A 17,227-nucleotide genomic window follows, 5' to 3' on the forward strand; every position below is an offset into this window, starting at 1 on the left:
GAAGCGGTGCGCTGAGGGGCGGGCGGAGAGGTGCCGCAGACTCAACTCATGCGCACATCGAAATACGCTTCCTCCACCGAAATTCCCTGAAACCCCGCCTGCCTGGCCTTGTCGAAGGCCTTGAGCCAGGTGCGGGCCAGTCGTTCCTGCTCCTGATTGATCTCTCCGCCTTCGGCCGCGTCGGCATATGCACGCCATGAATCCAGCATGCTCTGCTCGTCTGGAAAGAATTTCTCGATTTCGCGCTGGAACCGGGCCTCTGCGCGCTCTTTCAGGGAAAGGTCGATACCGGTGCAGTCCTGCAGGGTGACTTCGATGACGATGGCTACTTCCATGGTTTTGAAACACTGGTTGAATAAACAGTATTCAGTATCCATGGTTACTGTTGTTTTGTACAGTAAATTCTGTATTCTGATGCAGACTCAATTCCGACCTGACCATCAGGTTGGGTACACTTTGCAACGAGTTGCGACATGTCCCGCTGATTTTCGAGCGTGAAAAGGCCCATGCTGCTTCGCCCGCAAGTGGACGCGAAGCGGCTTGTGCGCTGACGTGTCGCTCGCGTTTTTGCCTTCGCCTCGCCGTGACCCAGTCCGCTTCGCGGCGCGCGGCCGTTTCCCGTTCATGCAGCTTCCCCTGAATTTCGTTGCCCGGCAGAGCATCTGGGCTCTGGACCATGATGCCGACCCGGTGTTCCTCAAGCATGCCTCGCGCAGACTGAGGGCGCTGCTCACGCTGGACTTTTCGGCCGCGAGCGTGTCGCGCATCCAGCATTGGCTGGACAGGCAGCGCACCCTGCGCGTGCAGGCCGGGCGGGCGCTCTACGAGCACGCGCAGGACGGTGACACGTTGATGCTGCTGAGCTTCTATCTGGCCGAGTGGATGGGCCGCTGCGTGGGATCGCCGCCGTCATGGTCCCTCTTGGCGCTGGAGTCTGGATCACGGACCTGCGTCGTCCACTTTCCCGAGGACCATGCGAGCGGCCTTGGCATGATCAAGCTGCCGGGCATCGTTGCCCATGTCTGGACGACCGAGGGTGCCGATCTTGCTGCGTCGCTGACCCAGCTCATTGCGCCCATCGACCTGCGGGCGCTTGACCGTTCCGCGCAGCCGCTGAAACCGCTGCGCGCGGATCGCGACACCGCTTTCCACGAACGTGCACATGCGCTCGATCCCGTCACGCGCTCCGCCATGTGGAGCGCGCGGCTGCCGATGCTGGAGCCTGGCGATCCGCTGTCGGACTACTTCGCCGCTCAGCGCGAGCTTTTCGAGCGCGGCAATTTCACCTGCGGTGGCGTGATCCAGGCGCACGCCGACCTGTTCAAACCGGAATATGTGGGCTTGCGCGTCGCCGAGGTCGTGTATGACCCGGCGAACCTGCTGCGCTATGACGATGTGCAGGCCATCGCCAAGGTGCTGCGGCAGTGGGGCGAAGCGAAGAACGCGGAGGGGGTGCCGCCGGAGGCGCTGGCCGTTCGGGCCCATCTGCGTTCGGGCACCTCGCGCATGCTCTCCGAAGAACTGCCGCTGGCACTCTTCGGTTATCCGCTTCGGATCTGCAGCATCTGGGTCGATCAGGAGCATCTGCCGGATGGCATGCTGTCGTACAAAGGCGTTCCACTGGTGATTGCGCCCGAAGTCAGCCGCCACGCCAAGCTGTTGCCGCATCAGGCATGGTCGGCTGAATTCAGGGAGGACTGGCTGAGCGCGGGGCAGGAGCGTCTTGGCAGGCGCCACTCCATCACCGACATGATGGCCGAGGCCCGCGAGCAATCCCGCCAGATCGCCGTGCGCCTGCTCATGGCGGAGCTGGGGCAGCCGGCGGTTGCGCAGACTCATATGGATGCCGGTGTACATGCCGATGCGCCTGCTGACGTTCCGGCTCCCGCAACTGCGCGGGTTTCGGGCCTTTCCTTGAAGTTCACTGCCATCGCTCTTGCTGCCATGCTGCTGGGATTCATTGCCATCTGGCTGGTGACGTCAAGCTGAAGATCACTGATCAGTTTACTTTGTAACAATCGTTCACTTTTAAGAAGCCTTTGGATACAATTGCGTCATCAGATGAACACCGCGAGCTTGTCGCGGACTTCCACCATGAACTCGTTGAACAAATGCAAGGCGCTGCTGGTTTCCGCTTGGGATCACTTCGTCCAGTGGCTCTGACGTAGAGCGCATTCCCACAGATACGCCTGGCGTTTCGGGCTGGGGAACGCCACCAGCACTGCGGAGTGGGGCGAACCCGTCAGGCACTCAGGTCCGCAATGGCTCTCTGCAGATGCCCCACGAGCGCCGTGACCAGTGGATTGGCCGGTGACTTGCGCCAGATGGCCAGCAGCTCCGACACGACGTGATCGCCGATGAATGGCTTGAACGTCACGCGCGGCATGCCCACGCGCTGCAGCGAGGCGGGCACGATGGCCACGCCCTGGCCCAATGACACCAATGAAAGCACCGACAGCCAGTGCCGCACCTCGTGCCGGATCTCGGGTGCGAAACCATGCGTCTGGCAAATCTGGTAGATGCGCTGGTGGTAGAGCGGTGAGACCTGCGCGGAGAACAGGATCAGTCGTTCGTTCTTGAGTTCCGCCAGATCGATGCGCGCGCAGGACTCGAGCGGATGGCCCTGCGGCAACGCGACCATGAAGGGTTCCTCCATCAGCAACTGGCTGGCGATCTCGTCGGGCGTCTGCACCGAATGAACCAGCCCCAGATGAAGCCGCGCCTGCTGCAGCTCCTGCAGTTGCTCGCCGCTGTTGAGCTCGAGCATGTCGACCCGCACTTGCGGGTGCTGCGCTTGGAACGCTTCCAGCGCCTGCGGCACGCCGCGATAGAGACTGGAGCCCACGAATCCCACATGCAGATGTCCGCGCACGCCGCGCGCGACGTCGGTGGTTTCCCGCACGGCCTGGCTGGTCAGCGACAGGATCTGCCGCGCGCGCGGCAGCAGATGATCCCCGGCGGCGGTGAGGCGCACTTCCTTGCTGTTGCGCTCGAACAGCTGGGCCTGCACCTGATCCTCGAGCTGCCGGATCGCCACGCTCAGCGGCGGTTGCGAGATGGACAGGCGCATCGCTGCGCGCCCGAAGTGCAGTTCTTCGGCCAGTGCGACGAAATAGCGAAGCAGTCGTGTTTCGATCATCAGGGCGTCGATCATGCGGTGTGAGCGCAGACTTGATAATATCTAATAAATATTGAACAAGATTTTAATAATATTTGACGCGAATCATTGAGCGCGCTGAAATAGGAGTATGTGCAGTTGAGCGTGTTGGGGAATTGGTCGCAAGAGTCCCCGGACCCGCCAAACCGAAGGAGACAAGCATGCAGGCGAGCGTCAAGAACGAATCGGCCCACCGCGTGGCTTCCGCCACCATTCAGCGCGCGCAGGATGCCGCGAACCTGCGCGACAGCAAGCCCGCCACAAGCAAGGCGCATCCGGTGCCGGATCGGCGCGGCGCGAACCTCTACGTGACCGACGGCCAGATGGAGTCGCTGCTCAAGCTCTATCTGCCCGAGGATCTGTTCCTGCATCTGCTGCCGCACTTCACGCGCATGGGTGAACTGGCGGGCGGACGGCTCGACGATCTGGCGGGCATTGCCGACAAGAATCCGCCTGCGCTCGAGCATCGCACCCGTTCGGGCGAGAACATCCAGCGCATCATCAAGCACCCGGCCTACGAAGAGATGGAGCGCGTCGCCTATGGAGAGTTCGGTCTGCAGGCGATGTCGCATCGCGAGGACATGCTGGGCTGGAAGGGCAAGCTGCCGCCCATCGTCAAGTACGCGCTGACCTATCTGTTCGTGCAGGCCGAGTTCGGGCTGTGTTGCCCGCTGTCGATGACCGACTCGCTGACCCGCACCCTCAAGAAATTCGGCAGGCCGGAGCTGCTCGAGAAGTATCTTCCGCAGTTGTTGTCGCTCGACTGGGATGAGCAGGCGCAGGGCGCCATGTTCATGACCGAACAGGCTGCGGGCTCCGACATTTCGAACACGGCGACCATGGCCTACCCGAACGCCGACGGTTCGTGGCGGCTGGTGGGCGACAAGTGGTTCTGCTCGAATCCGGACGCCGAATTCGCGATGGTGCTGGCGCGCGTCGACGGCGATCCCGAGGGCATGAAGGGCATCTCGCTGTTTCTGCTGCCGCGCTATCTGGACGATGGCGGCACGAATCGCTACCGCATCATTCGCCTCAAGGAAAAACTCGGCACGCGCTCGATGGCCAGCGGAGAGATCACGCTCGAAGGCGCGAAGGCGTATCTCGTCGGCGAGCGCGGTCGCGGTTTCGTGCAGATGGCGGACATGGTCAACAACTCGCGCCTGTCCAACGGCGTGCGCTCCGCAGGCATGATGCGCCGCGCGGTCGCCGAGGCCGAGTATGTGGCGCACGCGCGTGTCGCCTTCGGCAAGCGCCTTGAAGACATGCCGCTGATGCGCCGCCAGCTCGACAAGCTGCGCGTTCCGGCGGAGCAGGCGCGCACCATGGTGTTCCAGACCGCGCAAGTGCTGGCGCGCGCTGATGCGGGCGACCAGGAGGCCTACGCGCTGCTGCGCATCCTCACGCCGATGATCAAGTTCCGCGCCTGCCGCGATGCGCGCAAGGTGACCGGCGATGCGATGGAGGTGCGCGGCGGCTGCGGCTACATCGAGGAGTGGAGCGATCCGCGTCTCGTGAGGGATGCGCATCTGGGTTCGATCTGGGAAGGCACGAGCAACATCGTCGCGCTCGATGTGATCCGCGCGATCAGGCGCGAGGGCTCGTTGCCGGTGCTGCAGAAATACCTCTCGGGACTGCTGTCCGATGCCTCGCTCAGTCCGGCCTATGAGAAGGCTTTGCGCGAGTCGCTCTCGCGTGCCAGCGCGCTCGCCGAGAAGGTGGTGGAGCAGGGGCTCGACCAGCTTGCGCGCCAGACGGCGACGGCGCTGTACTGCTGCACCACGGCCATCGCCATGGCGTGGGAGGCATCGAAGACCGGCTCCAAGGCGCGCATGCGACTGTCGCAGCTGGTGGTGGTGAATCGACTGCTGCCGCGCGACCCGCTCGGTGATGAGGGCATCATTCCCGCCGCGTGGTTCTGAGATCGCAAACATGCTGTGAGAGGGCGCGTGACGCTGCACGTGCGATCGGCGCCGGACGGTGGCAAACTGAATGGCCGATGCTCAAGAAAACAGGAGATCCCAAATGACCCAGTTGCCAGTCGCGGGAGCGTTGCAGGGCCTGCGCGTACTCGATCTCTCGCGCATTCTCGGTGGACCGCTGTGCGGCCAGATTCTCGGCGATCACGGTGCCGATGTGCTCAAGGTGGAGCCGCCGCAAGGCGACGACACCCGTACGTGGGGCCCTCCATTTCGCGACGGCGTGGCCTCCTATTACTACGGTCTCAACCGCAACAAGCGCATCCAGTTTCTCGATCTCGCCAAGCCGGAAGGCCAGCACCGCGTGCGCGAACTCATGGCCGAGGCCGACGTGGTGGTCGAGAACTTCAAGATTGGCACCATGGAGAAATGGGGCATAGGCTGGGAGCAGATGCAGCATGCGTTTCCTGCGCTCATCTGGTGCCGCGTCTCGGGCTTTGGCGAGGATGGCCCGCTCGGCGCGCTGCCCGGCTACGACGCGGCGATTCAGGCCATGTCCGGCATCATGAGCGTGAACGGCGAGGCCAGCGGCGACCCGATGCGCGTGGGCCTTCCGGTGGTTGACATGGTGACCGGCATGAACGCCGTCATCGGCGTGCTGCTCGCGCTGCATGAGCGCGCGCGCAGCGGCAAGGGCCAGCTCATCAACGCGTCGCTCTACGATTCCGGCATGTCGCTGCTGCACCCGCATGCGGCCAACTGGTTCATGAACGGCAAGATCCCGCAGCGCACCGGCAACGCGCACCCCAACATCTATCCCTATGACGTGGTGGCCACCGGCACATCGCCGATCTTTCTCGCCGTGGGCAACGACCGCCAGTTCAAGCTGATGTGCGAGCACCTCGGTCAACCCGCACTCGGCACCGACGAACGCTTTGCCACCGCGGGCCAGCGATCAGTGAACCGCGTGGCGCTGAAGGCGCTGCTCGAAGAAGCGCTCGCCACCCGCGACTGCGTGCAGCTTGCCGAGGAACTCATGTCCATCGGCGTGCCCGCCGCTCCGGTGCTCGACGTCGAGCAGGCGCTGGAGGCTCCACACACGAAGCACAGCGAAATGGTCGTCCAGATGGGCGAGTACCGGGGACTGGGCGCGCCGGTGAAGCTCAGCAGGACGCCCGCGACGTATCGCTTCGCGCCGCTGGCGGAGGGGACGGAGTTTCAGAAGGACGCGGGGAAGTCCTGACGGCGGTCTCTCGGACAGTTCAGCCGGTGGCGGACTTCCCGCCGCAGGCGTCGAGCGGCATCAAGCCTGCTCGGCCAACAGATCCTGCAGCGCCTTCACCTGCTGGCGCAGGCGTTCGTTTTCCGACTCCAGCTCGGTCACGCGCTTGCGCAGCTCATCGACGGACGGTGCAGCGGCTTCGGCGGAGGTGTCCGCGTCATCCGCCGAAGACTCCATGGCGTCGGCCTTGGGCTTCTTCTTGGAGTCGCGCACGCGCTTGGCGGCGGCCTTGAGCTCCTGGGCGCCGCCCTGGGCTGCTGCGGCCTGTTCGGACTGGGGCAGGGACGACACGACGGCGGCGGCGTTCAGCGAGAGTTCGCCGGACTTCACGGCGGCAACCACCTCGGGGGCGGCGTGCTCCTGGATCGTCTCGATCATCTTCACCTGGCTGGCGGTCAGGCGTGCGGCGCGGGCGAGGGATTCGCGCGTGTCGAGCGCGTCGTCCGGCACCTTGGCGACGCTGGCGAGCGCCTTGGCGACCACCGGGTCGGTGTCGCCTTCCCACGGTGCCTGCTCGCCGCCGTTGGCTTCCTTGGCCTCGGCCTTCGCAGCAACGACGGCAGCAGCTGCGGCTGCGCGGCGCTCGGCGATGATCTCGCGCTTGCGCAGGGCGAGCACGCCGCGCTGGAATTCAGAGACGCTGCGGCGGCCCAGATGCTGGTCGATCATCCACAGGTGCACGTCCTCCATGCTTTTGAAGCGCGTGTTCTGCACCGTGTTGAACGGCAGTCCGTTCTTCTGGCAGATGCCGAAACGGTTGTGCCCGTCGATGAGGATGTTGCCCCACAGCACCAGCGAATCGCGGCAGCCTTCATCAAGGATGGAGCGCTCGAGCGATTCGTGCTCGTCGGGCGTGAGCGGGTCGATGTAGGCCTTGAGTTCGGGGAGCACGACGATGTCGTCGGCCGTCGGATTCTCGAGTTTGTTGTCGGGGTTGGCGTTGGCGGGAAGTTCGTAGGTCATTGCAGCAAGCGGAACAAAGGACAAAGGCCCTGACATCAGGGCCTTTGTCAAATCAAAAACAGCGGACGCGTCAGGCGTTCAGCAGACGTGAAATCAATGCGCCTTCCACCGGGCCTTCGAGCGGAATGCGCACGCGCACCGGGTTGCCCTGTGCGACTTCGACGGGCTCGCCTTCGAGGTTGAACATCTTCTCGAGCTTGATCTGGCGATTGCCCTGAGGGTGGATGATCTCCAGCGTGTCGCCCACCTGGAAGCGGTTCTTGGTTTCCACTTCGGCCAGACCATCGGCGTAACCACGCACCTCGCCCACAAAGTGGCTGCGCTGCAGCACCGAGTGGCCGGTTTCGTAGTTCTGATAATCCTGCGAAGGGCGGCGCTCCATCAGGCCACCGGTGTAGCCGCGGTTGGCGAGGCCTTCGAGTTCGGTGATCAGTTCGGGGTTGAACGGGCGACCGGCCACCGCATCATCGATCGCGCGGCGGTACACCTGTGCGGTGCGAGCCACGTAGTACAGGCTCTTGGTGCGGCCTTCGATCTTGAGCGAATCCACGCCGATCTTCACAAGGCGCTCCACGTGCTCCACGGCGCGCAGGTCCTTGGAGTTCATGATGTAGGTGCCGTGCTCGTCTTCCATGATCGGCATGTGCTCGCCGGGGCGGCCCATTTCCTCGATCAGATAGACCTGATCGGCCTTGGGGTGGCGCTCGCCGTTGCCGCAGGTGCTGAATTGCGAATCGGCTTCTTCGCGCGCCTTGTCGAAGCTGAAACCGTTTTCCATGGTCTGCGCAAGCGCTTCGCCGGTGTTGGGATCGACCGCCGCGTCGTGCGTCTTGTATTCCCAGCGGCAGGCGTTGGTGCAAGTGCCCTGGTTGGGGTCGCGGCGGTTGAAGTAACCCGACAGCAGGCAGCGGCCCGAGTAGGCGATGCACAGCGCGCCGTGCACGAAGACTTCAAGCTCCATGTCCGGGCATTCCTGGCGGATCTTCTCGATCTCGTCGAGGCTCAATTCGCGCGACAGGATGATGCGCGAGACGCCCGCCTTCTGCCAGAACTTCACGGTGGCGTAGTTGGTGGTGTTGGCCTGCACGGAGAGGTGAATCTCGGCCTCGGGCCACTTTTCCTTCACCATCATCATCAGGCCGGGGTCGGCCATGATGAAGGCGTCGGGCTTCAGCTCCATCACGGGGGTGATGTCGCGGATGTAGGTGCGCACCTTGTCGTTGTGCGCAATCAGATTGCTCGTGACGAAGAATTTCTTGCCCCGGGCATGCGCCTCCTGAATGCCCTGGGCGATCTGCTCAAGGCGGAATTCATTGTTGCGCGCGCGCAGGCTGTAGCGCGGTTGGCCGGCATAGATCGCGTCGGCGCCAAAGTCGTAGGCGGCGCGCATCTTGTCGAGCGAGCCGGCAGGCAGCAGCAGTTCGGGGGCTTTGAGAGTCATAGCCGCCATTTTCTCAGATACCGCAAGCAGCTTTCCTGCGGAGTGTTTTTGCGCAGTATGCACCTGCAACGTGATGAGCCTTCGGTTGATCCGTAGGGCGGGCCGAAAATACCGAATTGGCAACGGCGCGCCCGCTGGACACAATCGCATCCACTGAACAGGCTTGTTGGCCAGAAAAAGGAAGAATGCGGTATGGGTGTATCGGAATGGAGCGCGGCGTTGCCGTCGTGGCTGTGGATGGCCATGGGCGTTTTCATGCTGGCCGGGTTGGTCAAGGGTGTCGTGGGGTTGGGTCTGCCGACCGTCGCTATGGGGCTGCTTGCGCTGCGCATGCCGCCGGCTGAAGCGGCGGCGCTGCTTGTGGTGCCGTCGCTGGTCACCAATATCTGGCAGATGCTGCCGATGACATCGTTGCCCGCGCTGCTTCGGCGCATGGGGCCGATGCAGATCGGCATCTGTGCGGGCACGGTCGTTGGAGCCCTGATGATCGGCGCTCCAGCCGGCGCGTGGGCCACGGTGGCTTTGGGCGTGGCGCTGATCGTCTATGCTGGCTGGGCGCTGCTTGGGGCGCAGTGGCGCATCGCGGTGGCGCAGGAGCGATGGCTGGGACCCGTGGTGGGCTCGGTGACGGGGCTGGTCACCTCGGCCACCGGCGTGTTCGTCGTGCCTGCCGTGCCCTATCTGCAGGCGCTGTCGATGCAGCGCGACGAGCTGATCCAGGCGATGGGCCTGTGCTTCACGGTATCGACGCTCGCTCTCGCGGCGGGGCTGGCCTGGAACGGCAGCTTCACTACTGGTGACGTGGGCCGGTCAGCCTTGCTGCTGGCGCCTGCGCTGATCGGCATGCAGTTGGGCACATGGCTGCGTGCGCGGCTGTCGCCGTTGTGGTTCAAGCGCTGCCTGATGGTGGGACTGCTGCTGCTCGGCGTGTCGATGGTGGTCCGCTGAAAGCGGCCGATTCGTGGGTACAGTGGCGTCTTTCATCGTGTCCTTTGCCGAAACCACCATGCCCACTGAAATCGAACGCAAATTCCTCGTCCGCGACCGCTCCATCGTGACGGGACTGGCGGGCGTCCGCATGGCCCAAGGCTATCTGGCGGACAACGGCATGGTCGTGCGGGTGCGCGTCGCGGGCGACAAGGGGTTTCTCACGCTCAAGGGCAAGACCGTCGGCCTCTCGCGCGCCGAGTTCGAATACGGAATTCCGCTTGCCGACGCACAGGCGCTGCTGGCCGATTTTGCGAGCCTCGGGCGCATCGAGAAGGTGCGCTACTACCTGCCAGTGAACGGGCTGACGTTCGAGATCGACGTGTTCGAGCAGGAGTTGTCCGGCCTCGTCATTGCGGAGGTGGAACTGCCATCGGAAGACCACCCCGTGCCGCAGCTGGCCTGGCTTGGCGATGATGTGAGCCACGATCCGCGTTATCGGAATTCGGAGCTGGCGGTCAGTCGCAGGATTCCGGTTTAAACCCTGCGTTTTTCCAGCTTGCGCGTAAGCGTTCTGCGGTGCATGCCCAGGCGGCGTGCGGCCTCGGAGATGTTGAAGCCGGTTTCGGCCAGCACCTCGTGGATGCGTTCCCATTCGAGCGTCTTGATGGAGCTGGAGCGGTTGGTCAGCTCGACCTCTTCGTTGCCTTCGGTGAGGCCGAAGGCGGCCTCGATGTCGTCGGTGTTCGAGGGTTTGGCGAGGTAGTGGCAGGCGCCGAGCTTCACTGCCTCGACGGCGGTGGTGATGCTCGCGTAGCCGGTGAGCACGACGATCAGCATGTCTTCGTCATGTGCGTGCAGCTTGCGCACGCAGGTGAGGCCGGTGGCCTCGCCTTTGAGCTTCAGGTCGACGACGGCGTAGCCCGGATCGTGGGTCTCGAGCAGCTTTTCCATGTGCTCCAGGCTGTCGGTGTGCAGCACCTTGTAGCCACGGCGTTCGAACGAGCGGGCGAGGGTGCGGCCGAAGGCCTCGTCGTCCTCGACGATCAGGAGCAGGCGCTGCTCTTCGTCCTGCGCGTCGTCTGCGGGGTCCGGAATCTGGGCATCATCAATGTTCTGCATGGGACTGACCAATCTCGGAAATCGTCTCTGTCTTTGTCTCTGTTGTCGTCGTTGTCTCTTTGCCGTTGCCCGTCTCCGGCAGGACGATGGACGCGAGCGGCAATGTGATCGTCACCACCGCGCCGCTGTCCGCGCGATTGCGTGCGTGCACGCTGCCGCCCAGCGTGCGGGCCACGTTCATCGAAAGGAACAGGCCCAGACCACCGCCCGGGCGGCCCTTGCTCGATACGTAGGGCTTGCCGTACTGGGCAAGAATGTCCTTGGAAAAGCCCGGACCATCATCGCAGACGGTGATCACCAGCGCGGTTTCGGTGCGCTCGGCGATCAGCGCCACCCAGTGCGGCGAAGCGTCTCTGGCATTGTCGAGCACGTTGAATACCATCTGCTCCAATGTGGCATCCGCGACCATCGGGCGGTCGTCGCCGAACTGGTTGTCGTAGACGAAGGTGTTCACGTAGCGGGTGCGCTTCCACTCGGCGGCGAGCGAGTCGAGAAAGCGGCGGACGGTGGTCTCGGTCGATGCCTCGCCGCGTGCCTCGCCCGCGGACATGAGAATGCCGCTCACGATTTTCTTGCAGCGCTGCACCTGCACCTGCATCTCGGCGATCTCTTCGAGCAGCATGGGGTTCTTGGAGAGCGCCGGGTCGCGCTTCCAGTCGCCCAGAATCACGGCCATGGTCGAGAGCGGCGTGCCCAGCTCATGCGCCGCGCCGGAGGCCAGCAGACCCATGCGCACGACGTGTTCTTCCTCGGTCGCGCGCTGGCGGGCGGCGGCCAGGCGCGCATCGCGCTGGCGCAGGGTGCGGGCGATGCGGGTGATGAACACCACGATCAGCGTCGCGTTGAGCACAAAGCACACCAGCAGGCCGATGACATAGGGGCTCGCCAGACCGCGTATCGGGTCGTGCGCGATGGGCAATTCCATGTGATGGATGCTCAGCACGAAGAAGCACAGCGCGGTGATGAGCACGATGGTCCAGATGTAGCCGCCGCGCAGCAGCATCGCGCCCACGGCGATCTGCAGCAGGTACAGGAACACGAAGGGGTTGCTGGTGCCGCCGCTCAGATAGAGCTGCACCGTGAGCACCGCCACGTCGACTAGCAGCGCGAGAAACAGCTCCACGTTGCGCACGCCGCGCCCGGTGCGCCAGCGCAGCATGGTGACCACGTTGAAGATGGCGAGGCAGCCCACGACCATCAGCATTTCCCGCACCGGCAGCTGCAGGTTCATCGTGTAGTGGGCCACCTCGATGGTGAAGATCTGCCCGACCACCGCGATCCAGCGCAGCTGGATCAGCAGGTGCAGGTTCTTGAGACCGGCGTGCGTCGCCGGCGAGCGCAAGGCCCGCGCGGGAATGCCGGTCGTGTCCACGTTGCTGCCGCTGCTGGTGTTCATGAGGCAGGATTGTCGCCAAATCAAGCGTCGGCTGCCGAGCCGGGGCCTTCGACTGTTCTCAGACCCGCTTGCGCTCGTGGCGCACCACCAGCCATGCCGCCCCCAGCACCATGAGCGCGAGGCCGTACCAGGTGAGGATGTAGACGGTGTGGCTGTTGTGGAACTTCACCACCGTCATGCCGCTGCGTGGCCAGGGGCCCTGCATGGCGTTGGCCGGAGTGGGGGTGTCCGCGTTCACGTGGGCGCCCTGTGGAATGCCCTGGTCGATGAAGAAGGGCTGCACGTTGGCAAGACCCTGCGCCTGGCCGATGGCGGCCACGTCGCGCGAATACCACTTGCCGTTGGCCGCGTCGTTCTTGCGCAGGAATCCGCCATCGGGCTCGGCCGAGCGCAGCAGGCCTTCCACGCGGACGGTGCCCTGTGTGGGCTCGGGCGGCTGCGCTGACGCGCGCTGGCCTTCGGGCACGAAGCCGCGATTGACGAGCACGACCTGACCGCTCGCGGTCTCCAGCGGCGTGAGGGTCCAGAAGCCCGCGCCGAGCTCGGTCAGCGCCTGCGTGAAGACGGTCTTGTCCGCAAGCCAGCGGCCTTCGGCGAAGACCGGCTGGTAGGCGTGCTTTTCACCGAGTTCGGCGGCGGGCTCGGCCGCCAGCAACTGCGCGACGGAAACCGGCGGCTGATGCAGCCGGGTTTCCACGCGTTCCATCAGATCGAGCTTCCACGCGCGGCGTTGCACCTGCCAAGTGCCGAGCGTGACGAAGCCAAAAAACAAGGCGATGCCCACAATCGTGAGAATCGCCTTGCTGATGGCAGAGCGCCTGCTGGCGCCCTGCGGGGTGACCGGATGGGTCAAGGGGTGTGGTGTGCCGGAGCGGTCTGTGCCGGTGGTGCGTCCGGCATGACGTGCTGAGGCATCATGTTGGTGTTCATGTGGAACATCACCCACAGCGTACCGGCGATGCCGATGGCCACGAAGATGATCGTGAAGATGGTGGACAGCATGGTCCAGCCGCCTTCGACCTTGCCGTTCATGTGCAGGAAGAAGATCATGTGGATCACGATCTGCACGACGGCGAAGCCGCCCAGCACCAGCACCGCGGTCTTCTTGTCGGTGATGATGTCGGCCATGACCAGCCAGAACGGGATCGCCGTCAGGATGATCGAGAGGATGAAGCCCGTCATGTAGCCCGAGAACGTGCTGTGCGGACCTTCATCGTGATGGCCGTGATCGTCGTGGTGATCGTGGCCTGCGTGGTTGTGTGCTGCACTCATCAAAGCACTCCCATCAGATAAACGAAAGTGAAAACGCCGATCCAGACCACGTCCAGAAAGTGCCAGAACATCGACAGGCACATCAGACGGCGGTTGTTGGCGGGGTTGAGACCGTGCTTGGAGATCTGGATCATCAGCGTCACCAGCCAGATCAGGCCGAAGGTCACGTGGATACCGTGGGTGCCCACCAGCGTGAAGAACGACGAGGTGAACGCGCTGCGGGTCGGGCCTGCGCCAGCGTGGATCATGTGGTGGAACTCATAGAGTTCAACGCACAGGAACGCCAGACCGAACAGGCCGGTGATGGCCAGCCAGAACAGCGTGCCGCCCAGCTTGTTCTGCTGCTTTTGCAGCATGGCGAAGCCGAAGGTGATTGACGACAGCAGCAGGAAGGCCGTGTTGATCGCGACGAGCGACAGATCGAACAGTTCCTTGCCCGTGGGTCCGGCGGCATAGCTGCGGCCCAGCACGCCGAAGGTGGCGAACAGGGCTGCAAAGATCAGGCAGTCGCTCATCAGATAGAGCCAGAAGCCCAGAGCGGTGCCGTTTTCGGGATGGGGCTCGTGCGCGAGGTGGTATTCGCGCTGGCCCAGTGCGGCGGTATGTGTATTGGACATTGTTTGCATCTCCGCCTTATGCGTGGCTTGCGCGGGCAAGCTGTTGCGTGCGAAGTTCCTCCGTCTGAGCCACTTCGGCTGCGGGGATGTAGTAGTCACGCTTGTAGTTGAACGTATGAATGATCGAGGCCAGCACGGTCGCGGCGAACGATGCGATCACCAGCGGCCACATGTGCCAGATCAGTGCAAAGCCCAGAATCGTGGACAGGCCGCCGATCACCACGCCGGCGCCGGTGTTGGCGGGCATGTGGATGGGCTGGAAGCCGGTCAGCGGACGCTTGTAGCCGTGCTTCTTCATGTCGGTCCAGGCGTCGATTTCATAGACGACCGGCGTGAACGCGAAGTTGTACTGGGGAGGAGGCGACGAAGTGGCCCATTCCAGCGTGCGGCCATCCCATGGGTCGCCGGTCTCGTCGGCCAGCTCCTTGCGCTTCCAGAAGGACACGCCGATCTGGATGAAGAAGCAGGCGATGCCGCAGGCGATCAGGGCTGCGCCGCAGGCGGCGATGATGAACCAGATCTGCAGGGATGGATCTTCGAAGTGGTTGGCGCGACGCGTCACGCCCATCAGGCCGAGGATGTACAGCGGTGTGAAGGCGACCCAGAAGCCGACCAGCCAGAACCAGAACGAAGCCTTGCCCCACGATTCCACCAGGCGGTAGCCGAAAGCCTTGGGGTACCAGTAGTTGATGCCGGCGAACACGGCGAACACCACGCCGCCGATGATCACGTTGTGGAAGTGGGCGATCAGGAACAGCGAGTTGTGCAGCACGAAGTCGGCTGGAGGAACGGCCAGCAGCACGCCGGTCATGCCGCCGATGGCGAACGTGACCATGAAGCCGATGGTCCACAGCATGGGCACCGTGAAGCGGATGCGGCCACGGTACATTGTGAACAGCCAGTTGAAGATCTTCGCGCCCGTCGGGATCGAGATGATCATCGTGGTGATGCCGAAGAAGGTGTTCACCGAAGCGCCGGAGCCCATCGTGAAGAAGTGGTGCAGCCACACGAGGTAGGACAGGATCGTGATACAGACCGTGGCGTAGACCATGGAGGTGTAGCCGAACAGACGCTTGCGCGAGAACGTGGACACGATTTCCGAGAACACGCCGAAGCAAGGCAGGATCAGGATGTAGACCTCAGGGTGGCCCCAGATCCAGATCAGGTTCACGTACAGCATCGGGTTGCCGCCGAAGTCGTTCGAGAAGAAGTGCGTGCCGACATAACGGTCCAGCGACATCAGCACGAGGGCTGCGGTCAGGACCGGGAAGGAGGCGACGATCAGCGCGTTGGTGCACAGGGCGGTCCATGTGAAGACGGGCATCTTCATCAGGTTCATGCCGGGTGCGCGCATCTTGATGATGGTGACGATCAGGTTGATGCCCGATAAGGTCGTCCCCACCCCGGCCACCTGCAGGCCCCATATGTAGTAGTCAAGACCCGTGCTTCCGCTCTGGTGTCCCAGATTGGAGAGCGCCAGCCAGCCGCTGGTGGAGAACTCGCCGAGGAACAGCGAGATCATCACCAGAATGGCACCGCCGGTGGTCATCCAGAAGCTGAAGTTGTTGAGGAACGGGAACGACACGTCGCGTGCACCGATCTGCAGAGGAACCAGATAGTTCATCAGACCGGTCACGAACGGCATCGCCACGAAGAAGATCATGATCACGCCGTGGGCCGTGAAGATCTGGTCGTAGTGATGTGGGGGCAGGTAGCCCATGTTCTCGCCGAAGGCCATGGACTGCTGCAGACGCATCATGACCGCGTCGGCAAAGCCGCGCAGGAACATGACGAGACCGAGGATCATGTACATGATGCCGATCTTCTTGTGGTCGATCGAGGTGATCCAGTCGCGCCACAGCGGACCCCACAGGCGGAACTTGGTGATGCCGCCGACGACCACGAGGCCACCGAGCACCACGGCGATGAAGGTCAAGAGCACGATCGGCTCATGCGTCATGGGAATCTGATCCCATGTGATTCGTCCGAGCAGCCAGTGAGCTGCCGGGGTTGTTTGTTCAGACACCATTTGTTGAGTCTCTTCCAATCTTCGTTACTGCACGACAGCTGCGGCTTGCGCACGCTGCGAGTCCAGCAGGGCGACAACGCTGTCAGCGTTCTGGACGGTGCATACGTCCTGAGGCAGGTTCAGACCCGCGGCCTTGATGTAGGCCTCGCCACCCATTTCGTCGATGGCCATCATGTGGTGCATGCACATCTTGCCTTCTTCGACGCAGCGGTTCAGAACCTTGTTGTACAGGCCGTCGTCCACGGTGCTGAAGCGCTCCACGGGGTTGCGCTCGCTGGGCTTGGCCAGGTTCAGGTAGGTGGCCGCGTCGAGCGGCTTGCCTTCGGTCTTGGCCGCGGCAATCCACTTGGCGAAGTCCTCGTCGGCCATGCCCTTGAACTTGAAGGTCATGCCCGCAAAGCCAGCGCCGCTGTAGTGCGAGGACATGCCCTTGTATTCACCCGCCTTGTTGATCACGGCGTTCAGCTCGGTCTGCATGCCGGGCATGGTGTAGATCATGCCGGCCAGATCGGGCACGTAGAACGCGTTCATCGTGTTCGCCGAGGTCAGCTTGAAGAGAATGGGGCGGTCCACCGGCGCAGCCACTTCATTGACCGTCGCAATGCCTTGCTCGGGGTAGAAGAACAGCCACTTCCAGTCCAGCGACACGACTTGGATTTCCAGCGGCTTGACGTTGGGATCGAGCGCCTTGGTGGCCGACACGCGGTCCAGCGGACGATAGGGGTCGAGCTTGTGCGTGCTGATCCAGGTCAGAGCGCCGAGCGCAATGATGATCAGCAGCGGAACGGTCCAGATCACCAGCTCGAGGCTGGTGGAGTGGTGCCATTCGGGTTCGTAGCGCGCTTCGGTGTTGGACTGGCGGTACTTCCAGGCGAACAACAGCGTCAAGATGATCACTGGAACAATGATGATGAGCATCAGCAGCGTGGCCGTGATCACCAGTTGCCCCTGCTGGGCAGCGACATCCCCGGCGGGATTGAGCACGACGGCCTTGCTGCAACCCGTGAGAAGGGCTGTCAAAGCTGCCGCGCCCAGCCATGCGGGACTGCGGGTTTCCTTGGTTTTGGACATGTTTGTAATGGACTGAGTCGCGCGGCTCAGGGTT

General features: G+C 63.3%; 16 protein-coding genes. 5 read left to right on the forward strand and 11 right to left on the reverse strand.

The features are described 5' to 3' along the window. Nucleotides 1–41: 41 nt before the first annotated feature. Nucleotides 42–377, reverse strand: coding sequence for a hypothetical protein (locus ISG32_RS18260; RefSeq protein ID WP_194772457.1), 336 nt, complete (start codon nt 375–377; stop codon nt 42–44). A 247-nt stretch (nt 378–624) separates the two neighbouring features. Between ISG32_RS18260 and ISG32_RS18265 the strand changes: the two genes are divergently transcribed. Further along, nucleotides 625–1,989, forward strand: a complete 1,365-nt coding sequence (locus ISG32_RS18265; protein ID WP_194772458.1) for a hypothetical protein — start codon at nt 625–627, stop codon at nt 1,987–1,989. A 253-nt stretch (nt 1,990–2,242) separates the two neighbouring features. Here ISG32_RS18265 and ISG32_RS18270 read toward each other — a convergent pair whose 3' ends face one another. Continuing rightward, nucleotides 2,243–3,136, reverse strand: a complete 894-nt coding sequence (locus ISG32_RS18270) for a LysR family transcriptional regulator (protein ID WP_194772555.1) — start codon at nt 3,134–3,136, stop codon at nt 2,243–2,245. 182 nt (nt 3,137–3,318) lie between these two features. Here ISG32_RS18270 and ISG32_RS18275 point away from each other — a divergent pair, with 182 nt between their 5' ends. Together ISG32_RS18275 and ISG32_RS18280 are read left to right on the forward strand one after the other, a co-directional pair. Then, entirely contained in the window at nt 3,319–5,076 is a 1,758-nt protein-coding gene (locus ISG32_RS18275) for an acyl-CoA dehydrogenase family protein (protein WP_194772459.1), read from the forward strand. Nucleotides 5,077–5,179: 103 nt separating this feature from the next. Continuing rightward, nucleotides 5,180–6,316 (forward strand): CaiB/BaiF CoA transferase family protein, encoded by a 1,137-nt coding sequence (locus ISG32_RS18280; protein WP_194772460.1) that lies wholly within the window; start codon nt 5,180–5,182, stop codon nt 6,314–6,316. Nucleotides 6,317–6,376: 60 nt separating this feature from the next. Here the strand turns inward: ISG32_RS18280 and ISG32_RS18285 are convergent, their stop codons facing one another. Together ISG32_RS18285 and trhP are read right to left on the reverse strand one after the other, a co-directional pair. Then, entirely contained in the window at nt 6,377–7,318 is a 942-nt protein-coding gene (locus ISG32_RS18285) for a plasmid replication/partition related protein (RefSeq protein ID WP_228529916.1), read from the reverse strand. A gap of 70 nt (nt 7,319–7,388) precedes the next feature. After that, nucleotides 7,389–8,759 carry a prephenate-dependent tRNA uridine(34) hydroxylase TrhP gene (gene trhP, locus ISG32_RS18290; protein WP_194772461.1) on the reverse strand — a complete coding sequence of 457 codons (1,371 nt, stop codon included), beginning with the start codon at nt 8,757–8,759 and terminating at the stop codon, nt 7,389–7,391. Nucleotides 8,760–8,951: 192 nt separating this feature from the next. On the opposite strand from trhP, the gene ISG32_RS18295 reads away from it, so the two are divergent. Together ISG32_RS18295 and ISG32_RS18300 are read left to right on the forward strand one after the other, a co-directional pair. Next, entirely contained in the window at nt 8,952–9,707 is a 756-nt protein-coding gene (locus ISG32_RS18295; RefSeq protein WP_228529917.1) for a sulfite exporter TauE/SafE family protein, read from the forward strand. A gap of 58 nt (nt 9,708–9,765) precedes the next feature. Beyond that, nucleotides 9,766–10,227, forward strand: a complete 462-nt coding sequence (locus ISG32_RS18300; RefSeq protein WP_194772462.1) for a CYTH domain-containing protein — start codon at nt 9,766–9,768, stop codon at nt 10,225–10,227. On the opposite strand, the gene ISG32_RS18305 is transcribed toward ISG32_RS18300, so the two are convergent. Genes ISG32_RS18305 through cyoA form a run of 7 tightly spaced genes read right to left on the reverse strand, consistent with a single transcriptional unit; the run spans nt 10,224 to nt 17,193 of the window. Continuing rightward, nucleotides 10,224–10,808, reverse strand: coding sequence for a response regulator transcription factor (locus ISG32_RS18305; protein ID WP_194772463.1), 585 nt, complete (start codon nt 10,806–10,808; stop codon nt 10,224–10,226). The two genes, ISG32_RS18300 and ISG32_RS18305, sit on opposite strands and share 4 nt — an antisense overlap. Beyond that, nucleotides 10,795–12,204, reverse strand: a complete 1,410-nt coding sequence (locus ISG32_RS18310) for an ATP-binding protein (protein ID WP_194772464.1) — start codon at nt 12,202–12,204, stop codon at nt 10,795–10,797. Before ISG32_RS18310 ends, ISG32_RS18305 begins: the two co-directional genes overlap by 14 nt. A 58-nt stretch (nt 12,205–12,262) precedes the next feature. Next, a complete protein-coding gene (locus ISG32_RS18315; RefSeq protein ID WP_228529918.1) occupies nt 12,263–13,057 on the reverse strand; it encodes an SURF1 family protein in 795 nt (264 codons plus the stop codon). Then, on the reverse strand, nt 13,054–13,476 hold the full coding sequence (gene cyoD, locus ISG32_RS18320) for a cytochrome o ubiquinol oxidase subunit IV (RefSeq protein ID WP_194772465.1): 423 nt from the start codon (nt 13,474–13,476) through the stop codon (nt 13,054–13,056). Before cyoD ends, ISG32_RS18315 begins: the two co-directional genes overlap by 4 nt. Next, on the reverse strand, nt 13,476–14,093 hold the full coding sequence (gene cyoC, locus ISG32_RS18325; protein WP_194772466.1) for a cytochrome o ubiquinol oxidase subunit III: 618 nt from the start codon (nt 14,091–14,093) through the stop codon (nt 13,476–13,478). The genes cyoD and cyoC overlap by 1 nt, the downstream gene beginning before the upstream one ends. A 16-nt stretch (nt 14,094–14,109) precedes the next feature. Next, a complete protein-coding gene (cyoB, locus tag ISG32_RS18330; protein WP_194772467.1) occupies nt 14,110–16,122 on the reverse strand; it encodes a cytochrome o ubiquinol oxidase subunit I in 2,013 nt (670 codons plus the stop codon). Nucleotides 16,123–16,146: 24 nt separating this feature from the next. Continuing rightward, on the reverse strand, nt 16,147–17,193 hold the full coding sequence (gene cyoA, locus ISG32_RS18335; RefSeq protein WP_194772468.1) for a ubiquinol oxidase subunit II: 1,047 nt from the start codon (nt 17,191–17,193) through the stop codon (nt 16,147–16,149). Nucleotides 17,194–17,227 lie beyond the last annotated feature (34 nt).

The organism is Diaphorobacter caeni, from assembly GCF_015354245.1.
GTDB lineage: Bacteria > Pseudomonadota > Gammaproteobacteria > Burkholderiales > Burkholderiaceae_C > Diaphorobacter_A > Diaphorobacter_A caeni.